The sequence below is a fragment of the Nocardioides taihuensis genome (assembly GCF_042657275.1).
In the GTDB taxonomy this organism is placed as follows: domain Bacteria; phylum Actinomycetota; class Actinomycetes; order Propionibacteriales; family Nocardioidaceae; genus Nocardioides; species Nocardioides taihuensis.
The window spans coordinates 159,966-176,213 of the sequence record NZ_JBHSKD010000007.1; the positions used below are offsets into that span (position 1 = coordinate 159,966).

Here is a 16,248-nt window from a genome sequence, read left to right on the forward strand (position 1 = left end):
AGGGTAGGGACGGGCGAGGGGCTGGAGGACACGAACGGTGGAAACTTTCCGTTCTGACCAGACGCGTGGGCGGCGTCGCTACGGCCGCCCGAGGAACGCCCGGAGCCGCTCGTCGTACGACGCGTCGGGGGGTGGATCCGCGGGCGGGGCGAAGCGGCGGCCGCGGTCCGCGGGTCCCACGATGGCGTGCGCGACCGGCAGCAGCCGGGCGGCGAGGTCCTCGGGCAGCGGTGGCCCGCCGGCCACGACCTGCCCGACATCCCAGCCATGGACGGCGATCTCGAGGGCGGCCGCGGTGACGAGCAGGTCGGTCGGCAGCCGCTGGTCGCCGATGCCGACGCCGGGCGTCGCGGGGGCGCTGCTCCACGTGCCGAGCAGCGCGCAGGCCTTGTCCTGCAGCCGGCCCACGCGCGCCTCGACCGGCAGCGTCGCGGGGGCCGGTGCCCGGGCCACCCGCCCCGTGGCGGCCTCGGTGAAGGCGTCGAGGGCGTCGTCCATGTGCCGCAGCAGGCGACCGAGGTCCCAGCCGCGGCAGGGGGTGGGGTCGGGCAGGTGCGCGGGCGTGACCGCGGCCAGCACCACGCGGGTGTAGCCCAGCGATCGCTCCAGCAGCTCGACGGCGCCCTCGACCCGGGGCGCCGTGGTCACGAGACGGCGTCCGCGGTGGTCGGCCAGTCGGCGGGCAGCCGGTCGGGCAGGCCGAAGCGCCGGAAGAGGTCGGTGTCGAAGAACGCGGCGACGTGACGCACGCGGTCACCGTCGAGGTCGAGCACCTGCAGGTGGAAGGGCTCGAACTCGCCGTCGGGGCCACGCATGTAGAGGCCGAACGCCGGCTGGCCGTTGGCGGTGGTGCGCACCATCGGCATGTCGCGGGTGCCACCCGGGCACTGGGTGTCGATGAGGCGGCCGATGTTGTCGGCGCCGCGGTACCAGCCGAGGAACGGCGGCATCTCCCAGACCGCCTCGGCGGTCAGCATCTTCACGATCTGGTCGACGTCCTTGCGCCAGAACGCCTCGACGTACTGGTCGAGCATGTGCTCCTGGGCCGGGGTCAGCTCCTCCTGCACGGTGTCCTCGGTGAGCGCGCGGTCGGCGAGCTGGGCGTGGGCGCGCTGGAGCGCCGAGTTGACCGCGGCGGAGGTGGTGTCGAGCGCCTCGGCGACCTCGGCGGCCGTCCAGCGCAGCACGTCGCGCAGGATCAGCACGGCCCGCTGGCGGGCCGGGAGGTGCTGGAGCGCGGCCACGAAGGCGAGCCGGATCGAGTCGCGCTCGGCGACCACGACCGCGGCGTCGGGCACCGGCTCGAGCCACGGGATCTCGGCGTCCGCCTCGAGCGCGTCGCCGGCCAGGGAGTCGGCGGTGCCGAGCCCTGTCGGCAGCGGCCGGCGCGGCCGGCCCTCGAGGTTGGTCAGGCAGACGTTGGTGGCGATGCGGTAGAGCCAGGTGCGCACCGACGAGCGCCCCTGGAAGTCGGCCGACGCCTTCCACGCCCGCAGGAAGGTCTCCTGCACGAGGTCCTGGGCCTCGTGGTAGCTGCCGCTCATCCGGTAGCAGTGCGCCAGCAGCTCGCGCTGGTAGCGGTGGGTGAGGGTGTCGAAGTCCTCGAGCTCGCTCGTCCCGGTCACTCGTCGTGCCTCCCCAGTCGTGACGGCCATCGTGCCCGCTCCTCGTCGTCGTCCAGTCTGCCGGTGGTACGGACTGGGGTCGAGGGCGGGATTCATCGGCTGGGGGGCAAATCGCTGGTCAACCCGCGAATTGGTCACTGTTGCACCGAGAGAACCATCCGACAGTCACCCATTCCGTGCGACGGTCGCACCAGTGTGACGCGTGGGACGACGCTCAGACCCGCGCCAGCGCCAGCGCGCGCTCCGCAGCGGGTACGGCGAGCGCGCGGTCGGCCGCGACCAGCCCCACCCGCGTACGACGGTCGAGGAGGTCGTCGACGTCCGCGGCGCCCTCGTCGGTGACGCCGAAGACCAGCTCGGCGAGCGTCACCGGCACCCCGGGGGCGATCGGCGCCAGCAGCTCGGCGTCGGGCAGCCCGGTCGCCTCGCGGGCCCGGGCGAGCACCAGGGCGGCGTCGGTGCCGTAGAGGCGCACCAGCCGCTCCGGCTGCTCGAGCAGCGCCAGCTCGCTGCGCGGCGCGGCGCCCAGCAGCGGCAGGGTCGCGGTGCGGCACGGCCCGGTGACCGGGCCCAGTCCGGCCCACGAGACGGCCGCGTCGACGGCGTCCTGCGCCATCCGGCGGTAGGTGGTCAGCTTGCCGCCGACGACGGTCACCACGCCGGTCGGCGAGGTGAGCACCGCGTGCCGCCGCGACAGGTCCGCCGTGGCGCCGGCTCCCTCGGTCGCCGAGGTGTCGAGCAGCGGCCGCAGCCCGGCGAAGGCCCCCACCACGTCGGAGCGCCGCAGGTCGTGGGCGAAGGCCGCCGACACGACGTCGAGCAGGAACCCGATCTCGGCCTCCGACGGCTCCGGCACGTCGGGCACCGGCCCGTCGACGGGCTCGTCGGTCAGCCCGACGTAGACCCGGCCGTCGGGCTGCGGCAGCACCATCACGAAGCGCGACGTCGAGCCCGGCACCGGCGCGGTGACCGTCACCCGCAGCCCGGGCAGGGCGTCGGCGCGCAGCACCAGGTGGGTCCCCCGCGAGGGCCGCAGGTGCACGTCGGGCACCAGCGAGCCGGCCCACACCCCGGTCGCGTTCACCACGACGCGCGCCGCCACCGTCTCGGTCGCCCCCGTCAGCCCGTCGCGCAGCTCCACCTCGCGGCCGGTCGCCGACAGCACGCGGGCGTGCGTGCGCACCTCCGCGCCGTACGACGCCGCCGTGCGCGCGACCGTGGTGACCAGGCGCGCGTCGTCCTCGAGCTGCCCGTCCCACGACAGCAGCCCGCCGCGCAGGCCGGGTCGGCGCAGCCCGGGCGCCAGCTGGAGCGCCTCGGTGGTGGAGACCCGGCGTGGCCTGGGCAGCGTCTCGCGCGAGGTGCGCGCGCCGCGCCGCAGCAGGTCGCCGGCGAAGAGCCCGGCCCGCGTCATCGCGGCCTGGGCCGGGGACACGCTCGAGATCAGCGGCACCAGCATCGGCATCGCGTGGGTCAGGTGGGGCGCGGTGACCTCCATCAGGATGCCGCGCTCGACGGCGCTCTCGTGCGCGACGCCGACCTGGCCGTGGGCGAGGTAGCGCAGCCCGCCGTGCACGAGCTTCGACGACCACCGCGAGGTGCCGAACGCCAGGTCGTGCGCGTCGACGGCCAGCACGCTCAGCCCGCGGGTGACCGCGTCGAGGGCGACTCCCGCCCCGGTGATGCCCAGGCCGACGACCACCACGTCCACGGAGGCCGGGACGTCGGCGAGGCCGGGGGTGATCCGGAGCGGCGCGGTCATGGCGCCAGCGCCCGGGTCAGCAGGTCGGTGAGGCCGGCGTCGAGCTCGTCCTCGGTGACCGCGTCGTCGACCATCGTGTGCGCGGAGAGCACGAAGCCGTGGGCCGCCAGCACCATCGTCCGCGCCAGCGCGACGGGGTTGCCCGGCCGGACGTCGCCGTCGGCCTGGCCCTCGCGGACCGCCTCCTCGAGCAGCGCCAGGATGCCGTCCTGCGAACGGCCCCGCCGGGAGAGCAGGTAGGGGAGGAGCAGCTCGGGGTCGAGCTCGACGATGCGCAGGAACAGCTCGTTGTCGCGCAGGGTGCGCACCGTGCCGACGACCGCGTGCACCAGCCGGTCGGCGGGGGAGGCGTCGCGCGGCTCGGCCGCGACCACGCGCTCGACCACGCCGGCCCACTCGCGGGTCATCAGGTCGCCGAGCAGTGTCGGCATGTCGGGCCAGGTGCGGTAGATCGTCATCCGCGAGACGCCGGCCCGCCGCGCCACCTCGGTGAGCGTCGTGCGCCGCCACCCGACGTCGAGGATGCAGGCGCGGGCCGCGTCGAGATAGCCGTCACGGGGATCGCGGTTGTGACGAAGTGACGTCATGTGTCACACTGTAACACATGACCCACCTGCCGAGCTCACCCGTCACCGAGATCGGGGAGATGCACCCCACCCGCTGGGGCGACCCGGCAGCCGCGACCGCGCTGCCCGACTCCGCGCGCGGGCTGGTCGAGCTGGCCTTCGGCGAGCTCGCCAGCACCCCCGCCCACGAGCCGGTCGCCGTCCCTGCCCCGCAGATCGAGACCGCGCTCCTCGACGAACTGCGGGCACGAGTCGGGGCCGAGCACGTGCTGAGCGACGACGCGACCCGGCGGCTGCGCACGCGCGGCAAGTCCACCTTCGACCTGCTCCGGGCCCGCGCCGGTGACCTCGCCGACGCCCCCGACGCGGTGGTGCGGCCGGGCGGTCACGACGACGTGGAGGCGGTCCTCGCCTGGGCCACCGAGCACCGGGTCGCGGTCGTCCCCTTCGGCGGCGGCACCTCGGTCACCGGCGGCCTCGCCGCCCGGCGCGACGGCTATGCCGGGGTGGTCAGCCTCGACCTCGTCCGCATGAAGCGGCTGCTCGCCGTCGACCCCGTCTCGATGACCGCGACCCTCGAGCCCGGCCTCCGCGGCCCCGAGGCCGAGGCCCTCCTGGCCGAGCACGGCCTCACCGTGGGCCACTTCCCGCAGAGCTTCGTGCACGCCACGATCGGCGGCTTCGCGGCCACCCGCTCGAGCGGGCAGTCGAGCGCCGGCTACGGCCGCTTCGACGCGCTCGTCGTCGGGCTGACGGCCGCCACGCCGCGCGGGCGGCTCGACCTCGGCACCGCGCCCGCCAACGCGGCCGGCCCCGACCTGCGCCAGCTGCTCCTCGGCTCCGAGGGCGCCTTCGGCGTGATCACCTCGGTCACCGTGCGGGTGCGCCACGTCCCCGAGACCCGGGTGTACGACGGGTGGCGCTGGCCGTCGTTCGCCGAGGGCGCCGCGGCGATGCGCGCTCTCGCGCAGGGCGGCCTGCTGCCGACCGTGGTCCGGCTCTCCGACGAGACCGAGACCGCTATCAACCTCGCCCGGCCCGACGAGATCGGTGGGGCCTCGGCCGGCGGCTGCCTGATGATCACCGGCTACGAGGGCACCCCGGCTGCCGTCGCCTCACGCCGCGCCGCCGTCACCGAGCTGTTCGAGGGGCTCGGTGGCGCCAGCCTGGGCGAGGAGCCGGGCCGCGCCTGGGTCGAGGGGCGCTTCGCCGCGCCCTACCTGCGCGACTCGCTGCTCGATGTCGGCGTCCTCGTCGAGACCCTGGAGACCGCGACCTTCTGGTCCAACCTCGACCACCTCTACACCGGCGTGCGCACGGCCCTCGAGTCCAGCCTCGCCGCCGGGTCGCCGGCCGCGCCGATCGTGCTGTGCCACATCTCGCACGTCTACGAGACGGGGTGCTCGCTCTACTTCACCGTGGCCGCCAAGGAGGGCGAGGACCCGCTGGCCCAGTGGGCCGCGGCGAAGTCCGCGGCCAGCGACGCGATGCTCGCGGCCGGCGCGACGATCACCCACCACCACGCGGTCGGCACCGACCACAAGCCCTGGTACGCCCGCGAGATCGGTGACGTCGGGGTCGGCATCCTCCGCGCGGTCAAGGCCGAGCTCGACCCGGCCGGCGTGCTCAACCCCGGGGTGCTGGTCCCGTGAACCCGACGACCCGGGCGTTCACGTTCCTGGTCAACCCGGCCTCCGGCGGCGGCGCGGCGCCCGGCGCCGTCGTGCCCGTCGCCCGGCGGCTGCGCGACGCCGGCGCCCCGGTCGAGGTCACCTACAGCCCGGGACCGAGCGCGATCCGTGACCTCGTGAGCGGCGCGCTGGCCCGCGGCGACGTCGTCGTCAGCGTGGGCGGGGACGGCATGCTCTCCTCGCTGGTCGGCGCCGTCTCCCGCGGCGGCGGCACCCTCGCCGTGCTGCCCGCGGGCCGCGGCAACGACTTCGCCCGGATGCTCGGCCTGCCCGACGACCCCGACGCGCAGGCCCTGCTGCTGCTCGAGGGCGAGCCGCACACGGTCGACCTGCTCGCCACGACGATCGGCAGCACCCCCGATGCCGAGCGTCTCGTCGCCGGCTCGGTGTACGCCGGGGTCGACGCCCAGGCCTCCGCGATCGTCGACCGCGCGCACCACCTGCCGCGCCGCCTCCAGTACCCCTATGCCGCCCTCCGCTCGCTGGCCACCTACCAGCCCGGCCGCTACCGGGTCACGGTCGACGGCACCACGCGCGAGCACGACGCGGCCACGGTCGTCGTCGCCAACTCGGCGTACTACGGCCAGGGCATGAAGATCGCGCCCCTCGCCCTGGTCGAGGACGGCGTGCTCGACGTGGTCGTGATCGAGGCCGCGTCGCGGCTGGCCCTGATGCGGGCCCTGCCGACCGTCTACGACGGCTCGCACGTCGAGCTGCCGGAGGTCACCGTGCTCACCGGCCGCCGGGTCGAGCTGCAGGCCGACGCCCGCACGCCGGTGCCGGTCGGCGGCGACGGTGAGCAGCTCGGCGTCCTCCCCGGACTGGCCGACGAGCCGGCCGTGGTCGAGGTGCGCCCCGGCGCGCTCACCGTCCTCGCCTGAGCGAGGGCGGGGTCAGGCGAACGACCAGACCAGCAGCTCGGTCTCGGCCGCGGCGGTCACCTCGGGCCCCGGCTGGTCGCTGATCCGGAAGGCGTCACCGGCCGAGAGCGGCTCGGCCAGGCTCGACCGCGTCAGCGCGCCGCGGGCAACGAAGACGTGCAGCCGCGCGGCGTCCGGCAGCCGCACGGTGTCGCCCCGGTCGAGGCGGGCGACCCAGAGAGAGGCGCCCGGCGTGCGCAGCAGCACCGCCGCATCGGTGTCCGTCGCCGACGCGACCGGCACCAGCCGGTGGCGCCCCGGGTCGGTGTCCGCCACCGACCGCTCGGGAGCGGCGTCCGGCGCCGGCTCGGGCCGCAGCCACGCCTGCACGAAGCGCGTCGGCCCGGCCCCGGGCTCCGCGATCTCGGCGTGGGTGACGCCGTCGCCGCTCCACAGCACCTGGACCTGGCCGGGCCGGACCACGCCCCGGTCACCGTCGGCCCCGGCCGGCCCGCCGGCGTGCTCGATCGCCCCGCTCAGGACCCAGGTCACGATCTCGACGTCGCGGTGCGGGTGATCCGGGAAGCCCTGGCCGCCGCGGAGCAGGTGCTCGTCGTGGCAGACCAGTGGCCCGAACGCCACGTTCTCCGGGTCGTAGTGGGACCCGAACGAGAAGGAGTGCCACGTGCTGCGGCCCTGCTCACGGGTCTGGAATCGGTGGGTTCCCCGACGCACCTCGGCAGTCATGGCAACAATGGTCCCGTGTTCTCGCAACTTCCCCCCGGTTTCCGGTTCGGCACCAGCACCGCGGCGTACCAGATCGAGGGGGCGGCGCACGAGGACGGCAAGGGCCCCAGCATCTGGGACACCTTCACCGCCGAGCCCGGCCGGATCAAGGACGGATCGACCGGCGACGTGGCCTGCGACCACTACCACCGGTGGGAGGAGGACGTCGCGCTGCTCGGCCGCCTCGGCGCGCGCGGCTACCGCTTCTCGGTCTCCTGGCCGCGGATCCAGCCCGACGGCCGCGGCCCCGCCAACCCCCGCGGTCTCGCCTTCTACGACCGCCTCGTGGACGGCCTGCTCGAGGTCGGCGTGCAGCCGATGGTCACGCTCTACCACTGGGACCTGCCGCAGGCGCTCGAGGACGACGGCGGCTGGCTCAACCGCGACACGATCGACCGGTTCGCGGAGTACGCCCACATCGTCGGCGAGGCGCTCGGCGACCGGGTCGAGCACTGGGTCCCGATCAACGAGCCCAACGTGGTGACGCTGCTCGGCTACGGCATGGGCATGCACGCGCCGGGCAAGGCGCTGCTCTTCGACTCGCTGCCGGTCGCGCACCACCTGCTCGTCGCCCACGGCCGGGCGACCGTCGCGCTGCGCGAGCACGGCGCCACCAGCGTCGGCTGCGCCAACAACCACGCGCCGATCTGGCCGGCCAGCGACTCCGACGCCGACGTCGGCGCCGCCAAGCTCTTCGACGCCCTGTGGAACGGGATGTTCGCCGAACCGATGCTGCTCGGGCGCTACCCCGCCGACCTCGCGCCGCTGATGGAGGACCTGGTGCAGGAGGGCGACGTCGCCGACCTCCGCCAGCCGCTCGACTTCTACGGCGTCAACTACTACAACCCGATGAAGGTCGCGGCCACGGCCGACGACGCCCCGATGCCCTTCGAGCTGCTCGAGCTGCTCGGCTACCCGACCACCGACTTCGGCTGGCCGATCGTGCCCGACGCGCTGCGCGAGTGGCTGATCCTGTTCCGCGCCCGCTACCGCGCCGCGCTGCCGCCGATCTACATCACCGAGTCGGGGTGCTCCTACGCCGACGGCCCCGACGCCGACGGCGTGGTCGACGACCAGCGCCGGATCGACTACCTCGAGGCGCACGTCGAGGCGGTGGCCACCGCGATCCAGCGCGGCGTCGACATCCGCGGCTACTACACGTGGTCGCTGATGGACAACTTCGAGTGGGCCGAGGGCTACACCCAGCGCTTCGGCCTCGTGCACGTCGACTACGACACCCAGGTGCGCACGCCCAAGAAGTCGTTCCAGTGGTACGCCGACCTCGTCGCAGCGCAGCCGCAGACCGAGCAGGACATGTGACGCCGCTGGAGCGATGAGGGCACATGCACCTATCGCTCCAGCGCGGCGGGCCAGGCGTCAGGCCAGCGCCGCGCCCAGGCGCTCGACGATGCGGGTGAGCCGCTCGGGCGAGGTGGCGATGTTGAGCCGCGCGTGCCCCTCGAGCCCCGGCTGGTAGTCGTGGCCGGGGGCCAGCCGGACGCGCCCGCGCTCGAGCGCGACGGCGGCCGGGTCGGCGTGGCCGTGGCCGCGCAGGTCGAGCCAGGCGAGGAAGGTGCCCTCGAGCGGGCGCATCCGTGCCTGCGGCAGCTGCTCGGCCAGCAGCCGGCCGAGGAGCGCCCGGTTGCCGTCGAGCCGCTCGACCAGCGCGGCGAGCCACGCGTCGCCGTCGGTGTACGCCGCGACCGCCGCGACCACGCCGAGGGGCGACCACGAGTCGTTGCGGACGGGCGGCGCGTCGAGCAGCGCCTTGCGCGCCGCCGGGTCGGGCACCACGAGCTGGGCGCACCTCAACCCCGGGGTGTTGAAGGCCTTGCTGGCCGCCACCACCGCCACCGCGTGGTCGGCGGTGCCCTCGAGCGAGAGGTAGGGCACGTGCTCGGCGCCGGGCAGCACGAGCGGCGCGTGGATCTCGTCGCTGACCACGCGCGCGCCGTGGCGCAGCACGACGTCGCGCACGCCCTCGAGCTCCGCGCGCGTGAACACCCGCCCCCACGGGTTGTGCGGCTGGGTCAGCAGCAGGGTCCGGGCGCCGGCCGCGAGCAGCGCGTCGAGACGGTCGAGGTCGAGCTCGGCCCGCTCGGCGTCGGGCGACACCACGAGGTCGACCCGCTCGCGACCGGTCACCGCCGCCACCTCGAGCTGCGGGGCGTAGGCCGGCACCGGCATCACCATCGGCGCGGGGTCGCAGAGCACGTCGAGCACGAAGCGGACGCCCGCGGTCACGTCGACCGTGGGGATCACCCAGGCCGGGTCGATCTCGTGGCCCCAGTGCCGGGCCGCGAACCCGGCGTACGCCGCCCCCAGCTCCCCGCCGTCGTCGACGCCGTCGAAGGCCGGGTAGCCGGTGACCCCCGCCCGCACCGCGTCGAGCAGTGCCTCCTCGACCGCCGGGGCGAGGGCGAAGTCCATCTCGGCGACCCACGCCGGCAGCACGTCGACGTCGACCGACCCCCACTTGCAGGGCAGCGCGCGGCGGGCTTCCTCGTCGGTGTAGTCGCGGATCATGCGGCGAACGTACCCAGCCCCGGCTGCTACAACGAGGCCGCCACCCGCGTGCCCTGCTCGATCGCCCGCTTGGCGTCGAGCTCGGCGGCCACGTCGGCCCCGCCGACCAGGTGCACCGACGGGTGCCCGGCCGCGACCAGCACGTCGTGGAGCCCGCGCACCGACTCCTGACCCGCACACACCACGACGTGGTCGACGGTGAGCACGCGCGCCTCGCCGTCCACGGTGTGGTGGAGCGCGACCTCGGAGCCGAGGTCCTCGACCCGGTCGTAGCTGACCCCGTTGACCTGCACCACGCCCGACTGCTTGAGCACCGCGCGGTGGGCCCAGCCCGAGGTCTTCCCGAGTCCGGCGCCGATGGGCGTGGTCTTGCGCTGCAGCAGGGTCACCTCCCGCACGGGAGTGCGCGGCTTGCGCTCGGTCAGGCCGCCCGGGTGCACCGACGGGTCGCCGACGCCCCAGTGGGCCATCCAGTCCTCCACCGTGTCGGCGGGGTCGTGGGTGAGCCAGTGGCTGACGTCGACGCCGATGCCGCCCGCGCCGATCACGGCCACCCGGCGCCCGGGCACGGCGCGGCCGGAGAGCACGTCGGCGTACGTCAGCACGCGGGGTCCGTCGAGGCCCGGCAGCGAGGGCACCCGCGGCTCGACGCCGGTGGCGACGACCACCTCGTCGTACGCCGCGAGGTCGGCCGCGGTCGGGCTGGTGCGGAGCCGGACGTCGACGCCGAGCACCTCGAGCCGGCGGCGGTAGTAGCGCAGGGTCTCGGCGAAGTCCTCCTTGCCCGGCACGGCCATCGCCAGCCGGAACTGGCCGCCGAGCTCGTCGGACGCCTCGAACAGCGTGGTCGCGAACCCGCGCTCGGCCGCCGACACGGCCGTCGCCAGGCCGGCCGGACCGGCGCCGACCACGGCGACGCGCGCCGTACGACGGGTGGGGCCGAGCACCAGCGTGGTCTCGCGGCAGGCACGTGGGTTCACCAGGCACGAGGCCTTGTGGTTGCTGAACACATGGTCGAGGCAGGCCTGGTTGCAGGCGATGCAGGTGTTGATCTCGTCGGCCCGCCCGGCCGCGGCCTTGGCCAGCAGGTCGGGGTCGGCCAGCAACGGCCGGGCCATCGAGACCAGGTCGGCCTCGCCCGCGGCGAGGATCTCCTCGGCCAGCTCGGGGGTGTTGATCCGGTTGGAGGCGCACACGGGCACCGACACCTCGGCCTTGAGCCGGGCGGTGGCACCGCGCCACGCCCCGCGCGGGACCTGCGTGATGATCGTCGGCACCCGCGCCTCGTGCCAGCCGATGCCGGTGTTGAGCGCGGTCACGCCGGCCTCCTCCAGCAGGTGCGCGAGCTCGACGACCTCCTCCCAGGTCTGGCCGCCCTCGACGAGGTCGAGCAGCGAGATCCGGTAGACGATCGGGAAGTCGTCGCCGACCAGCTCGCGCGAGCGGCGCACGACCTCGAGCGGGAAGCGCATCCGCTTCTGCGCACTGCCGCCCCACGCGTCGGTGCGGTCGTTGGTGCGCTCGGCGAGGAACTGGTTGATCAGGTAGCCCTCGGACCCCATGATCTCGACCGCGTCGTAGCCGGCCTTGCGGGCCAGGACGACCGCGTGCGCGAAGTCGCTGGCCGTGCGGTCGACGCCCCGCGTCGAGAGGGCGGAGGGCCTGAACGGCGTGATCGGCGACTTCCTCGACGACGCCGAGACGCTGAACGGGTGGTAGCCGTAGCGACCCGCGTGCAGCACCTGCAGCGCGATCGCGCCGCCCTCGTCGTGCACGGCGCCGGTGACCTCGCGGTGGCGCATCGCCTGCAGCCGGGTGGTCATCTCGGCCGCGAACGGCTTGAGCCAGCCGCGCTTGTCCGGCGCGTAGCCGCCGGTGACGATCAGCCCGACACCACCGCGGGCGCGCTCGGCGACGTACGCCGCGAGGGCGGGCAGGTCGCGCACGCGGTCCTCGAGGCCGGTGTGCATCGACCCCATCACCAGGCGGTTGCGCAGCTCGAGGCTGCCCAGGGTGATCGGCGAGAGCAGGTGCGGGTAGTCACTCATCGGGCGTGGGCCTCCAGGTACTCGGTCAGCCAGTCGACCCAGAACTCCTCGAGGCGGATGCCGCCGCGGAGCACGAGGTACTGGTCGAGGTCGGCGCCCTCGAGGGCGCCGGGGTCGGGGTAGTCGCGCTTCATCAGGTGCCGGTAGTGGTCGAGGCGCGTCGCGTGGTCGGCGAGGTTGGCCCGCACCACCTCCAGCACGGCGTCGCGGTCGCCGTACGACGCGCCGCGGAGCTTGACGGCCAGCTCGCTGCGCAGCGCCCCGGTGTCGGTGGGGGCGGCCAGCCAGGCGGCGAGCACGCGGGCCCCGGTCGGGGACACGGCGTACACCTTCTTGTCGGGTCGCCCGCTCTGGGCGACCTCGGTGACCTCGACCCAGCCGTCGGCGTCCATCCGCGCGAGCACGCGGTAGATCTGCTGGTGGCTGGCGGTCCAGAAGAAGCCGATCGAGCGGCCGAACCGCCGGGCGAGGTCGAGCCCGCTGGCGGGCTGCTCGCTCAGCGCGACCAGCAGCGCGTGCTCCAGTGCCATGGCCGCATCCTGACCGACCTATGCAACGAGTTGCAATGGGCTGTGGTCCAGGTCATGCCGACCCCTCCCTTGCCATATACCCCTAGGGGGTATATGGTCCTGCGCATGAACGAGTCCTGGCGCACCGCGATCTCCGCGACCCTCCACTGCCTCACCGGCTGCGCGATCGGCGAGGTGCTCGGCATGGTCCTGGCCACCTGGTGGGGCTGGGGTGACGTGGCGAGCATCCTGCTGGCGGTCGCGCTGGCCTTCTTCTTCGGCTACCTGCTGACCTTCACCAGCGTCCGGCGCTCGGGCCTGGACACCCGGAGCGCGGTGCGGACGGCGCTGGCCGCCGACACCGTCTCGATCCTCGTGATGGAGGTCGTCGACAACGCCTTCCTGCTGCTGGTGCCGGGCGCGATGGCGGCCGGGCTGGCCACCGGGCTCTTCTGGTGGTCGCTGGCGCTGTCACTGGCCGTCGCCTTCGTGCTGACGGTGCCGGTCAACCGCTGGATGATCGAGCGCGGCCTGGGTCACGCGAAGGTGCACGAGATGCACCACGCGCACCACTGATCCCACCGGGTCGAACCATCCGGACCGGACGAGGCTGCGCGGTCCCGGACGCTTACGATCAGCCCATGAACAAGCGCGCGATCCTGGTCGCCCTCCCCCTGCTGCTGGCCGCAATCGGGTGCGCGCCTGAAGACTCCGACAACACCGCCACCGACGTGGGCTCCTCGCCGACCGACTCCACCCAGTGCGAGAAGGACAACCTGCCGCTGCTCACGCCCGGCACGCTGACCATCGGCACCGACTCGCCGGCGTACGACCCGTGGTTCAGCAACAACGACCCGACCAACGGCAAGGGCTACGAGTCGGCGGTGGCGTACGCCGTCGCCGAGCAGCTCGGCTTCACGCCCGACGAGGTGACGTGGGTCAAGGTGCCCTTCAACACCTCCTACAAGCCGGGTGAGAAGAACTTCGACTTCGACATCAACCAGATCTCGATCACGCCCCAGCGGGCCGAGGTCGTCGACTTCAGCGACGGCTACTACCAGGCCGCGCAGGCCGTGATCGCGCTCAAGGACTCGCCGCTGGCCGACGCCACCAGTGTCTCGGAGCTCGCCGACTACAAGCTCGGCGCACAGACCGGCACCACGTCCCTGACCGCGATCCGCGACGTGATCCAGCCGACGCAGGAGCCCGCGGTCTTCGAGGACACCAACGCCGCCAAGCAGGCGCTGCTCAACGGCCAGGTCGACGGCATCGTGGCCGACCTGCCGACGGCCTTCTACATCACCGCGGTCGAGATCCCGCAGGGCACGATCATCGGGCAGTTCCAGCCCGAGACCGGCCAGCAGGAGGAGTTCGGCATGCTCTTCGAGAAGGGCAGCGGCCTCGTCCCCTGCGTCAACGAGGCGCTCGCGGCACTGCGTGAGGACGGCACGCTCGACCAGATCCAGCAGCAGTGGCTCTCGGACGTCGTGAACGTGCCCGAGCTGCAGGAGTGAGCGTGATGGGTCCCGTGCGGGACCCGGGGGCCGACCCGTTGGCGTGGCAGCCGAGCGAGCGCGAGCTCGAGCGGCGGGCGCTGCGCCGCAGGCTCCGGCTGCGGTCGCTGCTGATCGCGACCACGGCCGTGGTGGTGGTCTTCACCGTCCTCGGGCTGGTCGTGGTGTCCTCGCCCGGCTGGCCGCGGGTCAAGGAGCTCTTCTTCAACTGGGACGACGCCCGGGCCTCGTTCCCCGAGATCTGGCACGGCTTCTGGCTCAACGTGCAGCTGTTCCTGATCTGCGAGGTCTGCATCCTGGTGCTGTCGCTCGCGGTCGCGCTGGCCCGCACCGCCCGGTCGCCGTGGCTGGCTCCGGTGCGGGTGACCGCCGTCGTCTACACCGACCTGTTCCGCGGCATCCCGACCATCCTGCTGATCCTGATGTGCGGCTTCGGCATGCCGGCGCTCCAGCTCCAGGGGCTGCCCAACAGCCCGTTCTTCTGGTCCGGTGTCGCCCTGACCCTCTCCTACGGCGCGTACGTCGCCGAGGTCTTCCGCGCCGGCATCGAGTCGATCCACCCCTCGCAGGTGGCCAGCGCGTCGGCGCTGGGTCTGAGCCGGGGCCAGGCGATGCGGTTCGTCGTCGTCCCGCAGGCGGTCCGGCGCGTCGTCCCGCCGCTGCTCAACGACTTCGTGTCCCTGCAGAAGGACACCGCGCTGGTGTCGGTGGTCGGCGTCTTCGACGCAGTCTTCGCCGCCCGTGACTACGCCAGCTACAACTTCAACTACACCTCGCTCGTGGTCGTGGCCATGTTCTTCGTCGTGCTGACGGTGCCGCTGGCGCGCTTCACCGACTGGCTGCAGCGGCGCTACGCCGAGCGGGAACGGGCGGGTGCGCTGTGAGCGAGGTGTCGGCCGAGGTGCCGGGCGCGCTGCTCGAGGTGCGCGACCTGCGCAAGTGCTACGGGGAGAACGTCGTGCTCGCCGACGTCGACCTCGTGGTCGAGCCGCACGACGTCGTGTGCCTGATCGGGTCGTCGGGGTCGGGCAAGTCGACGCTGCTGCGCTGCATCAACCTGCTCGAGGACATCGAGGACGGCGTGATCGTCTTCGAGGGCCGCGACATCTCCGACCCGCGGATCGACCGGCGCGAGGCCCGGAGCCGGATGGGCATGGTCTTCCAGGCCTACAACCTGTTCCCGCACCTGAGCGTGCTCGACAACTGCACGCTCGCGCCACGGCACGTGCACGGGCTGGGCAGGAGCGAGGCCGAGGAGCGCGCGCGGGAGCTGCTGGCGCAGTTCGGGCTGGCGGAGTTCGCGACGTCCTACCCCGACCGGCTCTCCGGCGGCCAGCAGCAGCGGGCCGCACTCGTGCGTGCGCTCTGCACCCAGCCCCGGCTGCTGCTGCTCGACGAGATCACCGCGGCCCTCGACCCCGAGCTCGTCGGCGACGTGCTCGGCATCGTCCGCGACCTCGCCGCCGCCGGCACCACGATGGTGCTGGCCACCCACGAGATGGCCTTCGCCCGCGACGTCGCCTCGAAGGTCTGCTTCCTCGACCAGGGGCGCATCCTCGAGTCGGGTACGCCCGAGGCGATCTTCTCCGCCCCGACCCAGGAACGCACCCGCCAGTTCCTGCGCCGGGTGCTGCCGGCGGGCCCGGCCTGACCCGCCGGACGGGCCCGCGTCAGCGCACCACGTCGAGCACGTTGAGCTGGACGCCGTTGCCGTAGGCGGCGTGCTCGACCAGCCGCAGCGTGGTCTTGTCGCCCTCGGCGAAGAGCTTCTTGCCGCCGCCGAGCAGCAGCGGGAAGACCAGCAGGTGGTAGCGGTCGACCAGACCGGCCGCAGCCAGTCCCTGGGCGAGGGTGGGGCTGCCGTGGACGAGGATCGGGCCGCCGTCGCCCTCCTTGAGGGCGGCCACCTCCTCCAGCGATCCGAGCACGTGGGTGTTGTTCCACTGCGGGTCGGTGAGGGTGGAGGAGACGACGTACTTGGGCATCGCGTTGTAGGTCGCGAACTCGTCCATCGACGGCCACACGGGCGCGAACTCGTCGTAGCTGACGCGGCCGATCAGCATGGCGCCGGCCTCCTCCTGCTCGCGGCCCTTGATCTCGTACGCCGCCTCGTCGAACGCGACGTCCTTGAAGGTCCAGCCCGCGTGCGGGTGCTCGCCGCCGCCGGGGGAGTCGACGACGCCGTCGAGGGTGATGAACTCGGTGACGATCAGGGTGCGCATCTGCGTGCTCCTCCGTGAGTTGTCCTGCGGGAAGGTTTCCACCCCCTCCACGAACAGCCCCGGCCGGATCCGACAACCGGTGCCGGACGAGCTCGAGCCGGGTGAGACCAGGGTCGGTCGATGACAGTGGATCTGTCAG

At 73.6% G+C, this 16,248-nt stretch carries 16 protein-coding genes; 7 read left to right on the top strand and 9 right to left on the bottom strand.

Annotated features, from left to right (window positions below):
• Nucleotides 1-78 precede the first annotated feature (78 nt).
• The 4 genes from ACFPGP_RS06780 to ACFPGP_RS06795 all read right to left on the bottom strand — a co-directional run bounded on the left by ACFPGP_RS06780 (nucleotide 79) and on the right by ACFPGP_RS06795 (nucleotide 3,974).
• Nucleotides 79-648: a TIGR03086 family metal-binding protein gene (locus ACFPGP_RS06780; RefSeq protein ID WP_378588626.1), complete on the bottom strand. Its 570-nt coding sequence runs from the start codon at nucleotides 646-648 to the stop codon at nucleotides 79-81.
• On the bottom strand, nucleotides 645-1,655 hold the full coding sequence (locus ACFPGP_RS06785) for a sigma-70 family RNA polymerase sigma factor (RefSeq protein ID WP_378588629.1): 1,011 nt from the start codon (nucleotides 1,653-1,655) through the stop codon (nucleotides 645-647). The genes ACFPGP_RS06780 and ACFPGP_RS06785 overlap by 4 nt, the downstream gene beginning before the upstream one ends.
• Before the next feature lie 184 nt (nucleotides 1,656-1,839).
• Nucleotides 1,840-3,387 carry a glycerol-3-phosphate dehydrogenase/oxidase gene (locus ACFPGP_RS06790; protein ID WP_378588632.1) on the bottom strand — a complete coding sequence of 516 codons (1,548 nt, stop codon included), beginning with the start codon at nucleotides 3,385-3,387 and terminating at the stop codon, nucleotides 1,840-1,842.
• Complete coding sequence (locus ACFPGP_RS06795) at nucleotides 3,384-3,974, bottom strand: TetR/AcrR family transcriptional regulator (RefSeq protein ID WP_378588634.1); 591 nt, start codon at nucleotides 3,972-3,974, stop codon at nucleotides 3,384-3,386. Before ACFPGP_RS06795 ends, ACFPGP_RS06790 begins: the two co-directional genes overlap by 4 nt.
• A gap of 17 nt (nucleotides 3,975-3,991) precedes the next feature.
• On the opposite strand from ACFPGP_RS06795, the gene ACFPGP_RS06800 reads away from it, so the two are divergent.
• Nucleotides 3,992-5,605 (top strand): FAD-binding oxidoreductase, encoded by a 1,614-nt coding sequence (locus ACFPGP_RS06800; RefSeq protein WP_378588637.1) that lies wholly within the window; start codon nucleotides 3,992-3,994, stop codon nucleotides 5,603-5,605.
• A complete protein-coding gene (locus ACFPGP_RS06805) occupies nucleotides 5,602-6,525 on the top strand; it encodes a diacylglycerol kinase family protein (protein ID WP_378588640.1) in 924 nt (307 codons plus the stop codon). Before ACFPGP_RS06800 ends, ACFPGP_RS06805 begins: the two co-directional genes overlap by 4 nt.
• Nucleotides 6,526-6,537: 12 nt before the next feature.
• Here the strand turns inward: ACFPGP_RS06805 and ACFPGP_RS06810 are convergent, their stop codons facing one another.
• On the bottom strand, nucleotides 6,538-7,251 hold the full coding sequence (locus ACFPGP_RS06810; protein WP_378588643.1) for a pirin family protein: 714 nt from the start codon (nucleotides 7,249-7,251) through the stop codon (nucleotides 6,538-6,540).
• A 15-nt stretch (nucleotides 7,252-7,266) separates the two neighbouring features.
• On the opposite strand from ACFPGP_RS06810, the gene ACFPGP_RS06815 reads away from it, so the two are divergent.
• Nucleotides 7,267-8,610, top strand: coding sequence for a GH1 family beta-glucosidase (locus ACFPGP_RS06815; RefSeq protein WP_378588645.1), 1,344 nt, complete (start codon nucleotides 7,267-7,269; stop codon nucleotides 8,608-8,610).
• A 57-nt stretch (nucleotides 8,611-8,667) separates the two neighbouring features.
• Here the strand turns inward: ACFPGP_RS06815 and ACFPGP_RS06820 are convergent, their stop codons facing one another.
• The 3 genes from ACFPGP_RS06820 to ACFPGP_RS06830 are packed head-to-tail and all read right to left on the bottom strand — an operon-like array spanning nucleotide 8,668 to nucleotide 12,394.
• Nucleotides 8,668-9,816 carry a MalY/PatB family protein gene (locus ACFPGP_RS06820; protein ID WP_378588646.1) on the bottom strand — a complete coding sequence of 383 codons (1,149 nt, stop codon included), beginning with the start codon at nucleotides 9,814-9,816 and terminating at the stop codon, nucleotides 8,668-8,670.
• 26 nt (nucleotides 9,817-9,842) lie between these two features.
• Nucleotides 9,843-11,864: an oxidoreductase gene (locus ACFPGP_RS06825; RefSeq protein WP_378588648.1), complete on the bottom strand. Its 2,022-nt coding sequence runs from the start codon at nucleotides 11,862-11,864 to the stop codon at nucleotides 9,843-9,845.
• A complete protein-coding gene (locus ACFPGP_RS06830) occupies nucleotides 11,861-12,394 on the bottom strand; it encodes a PadR family transcriptional regulator (RefSeq protein ID WP_378588650.1) in 534 nt (177 codons plus the stop codon). The genes ACFPGP_RS06825 and ACFPGP_RS06830 overlap by 4 nt, the downstream gene beginning before the upstream one ends.
• 105 nt (nucleotides 12,395-12,499) lie before the next feature.
• On the opposite strand from ACFPGP_RS06830, the gene ACFPGP_RS06835 reads away from it, so the two are divergent.
• The 4 genes from ACFPGP_RS06835 (at nucleotide 12,500) to ACFPGP_RS06850 (ending at nucleotide 15,538) form a co-directional block, all read left to right on the top strand.
• Nucleotides 12,500-12,949, top strand: coding sequence for a DUF4396 domain-containing protein (locus ACFPGP_RS06835; protein ID WP_378588651.1), 450 nt, complete (start codon nucleotides 12,500-12,502; stop codon nucleotides 12,947-12,949).
• A 65-nt stretch (nucleotides 12,950-13,014) separates the two neighbouring features.
• Nucleotides 13,015-13,887, top strand: coding sequence for an ABC transporter substrate-binding protein (locus tag ACFPGP_RS06840; protein WP_378588653.1), 873 nt, complete (start codon nucleotides 13,015-13,017; stop codon nucleotides 13,885-13,887).
• A gap of 5 nt (nucleotides 13,888-13,892) precedes the next feature.
• Nucleotides 13,893-14,771, top strand: a complete 879-nt coding sequence (locus tag ACFPGP_RS06845) for an amino acid ABC transporter permease (protein WP_378588655.1) — start codon at nucleotides 13,893-13,895, stop codon at nucleotides 14,769-14,771.
• Entirely contained in the window at nucleotides 14,768-15,538 is a 771-nt protein-coding gene (locus tag ACFPGP_RS06850; RefSeq protein ID WP_378588656.1) for an amino acid ABC transporter ATP-binding protein, read from the top strand. The genes ACFPGP_RS06845 and ACFPGP_RS06850 overlap by 4 nt, the downstream gene beginning before the upstream one ends.
• Nucleotides 15,539-15,557: 19 nt before the next feature.
• On the opposite strand, the gene ACFPGP_RS06855 is transcribed toward ACFPGP_RS06850, so the two are convergent.
• Complete coding sequence (locus ACFPGP_RS06855) at nucleotides 15,558-16,109, bottom strand: dihydrofolate reductase family protein (RefSeq protein ID WP_378588657.1); 552 nt, start codon at nucleotides 16,107-16,109, stop codon at nucleotides 15,558-15,560.
• Nucleotides 16,110-16,248 lie beyond the last annotated feature (139 nt).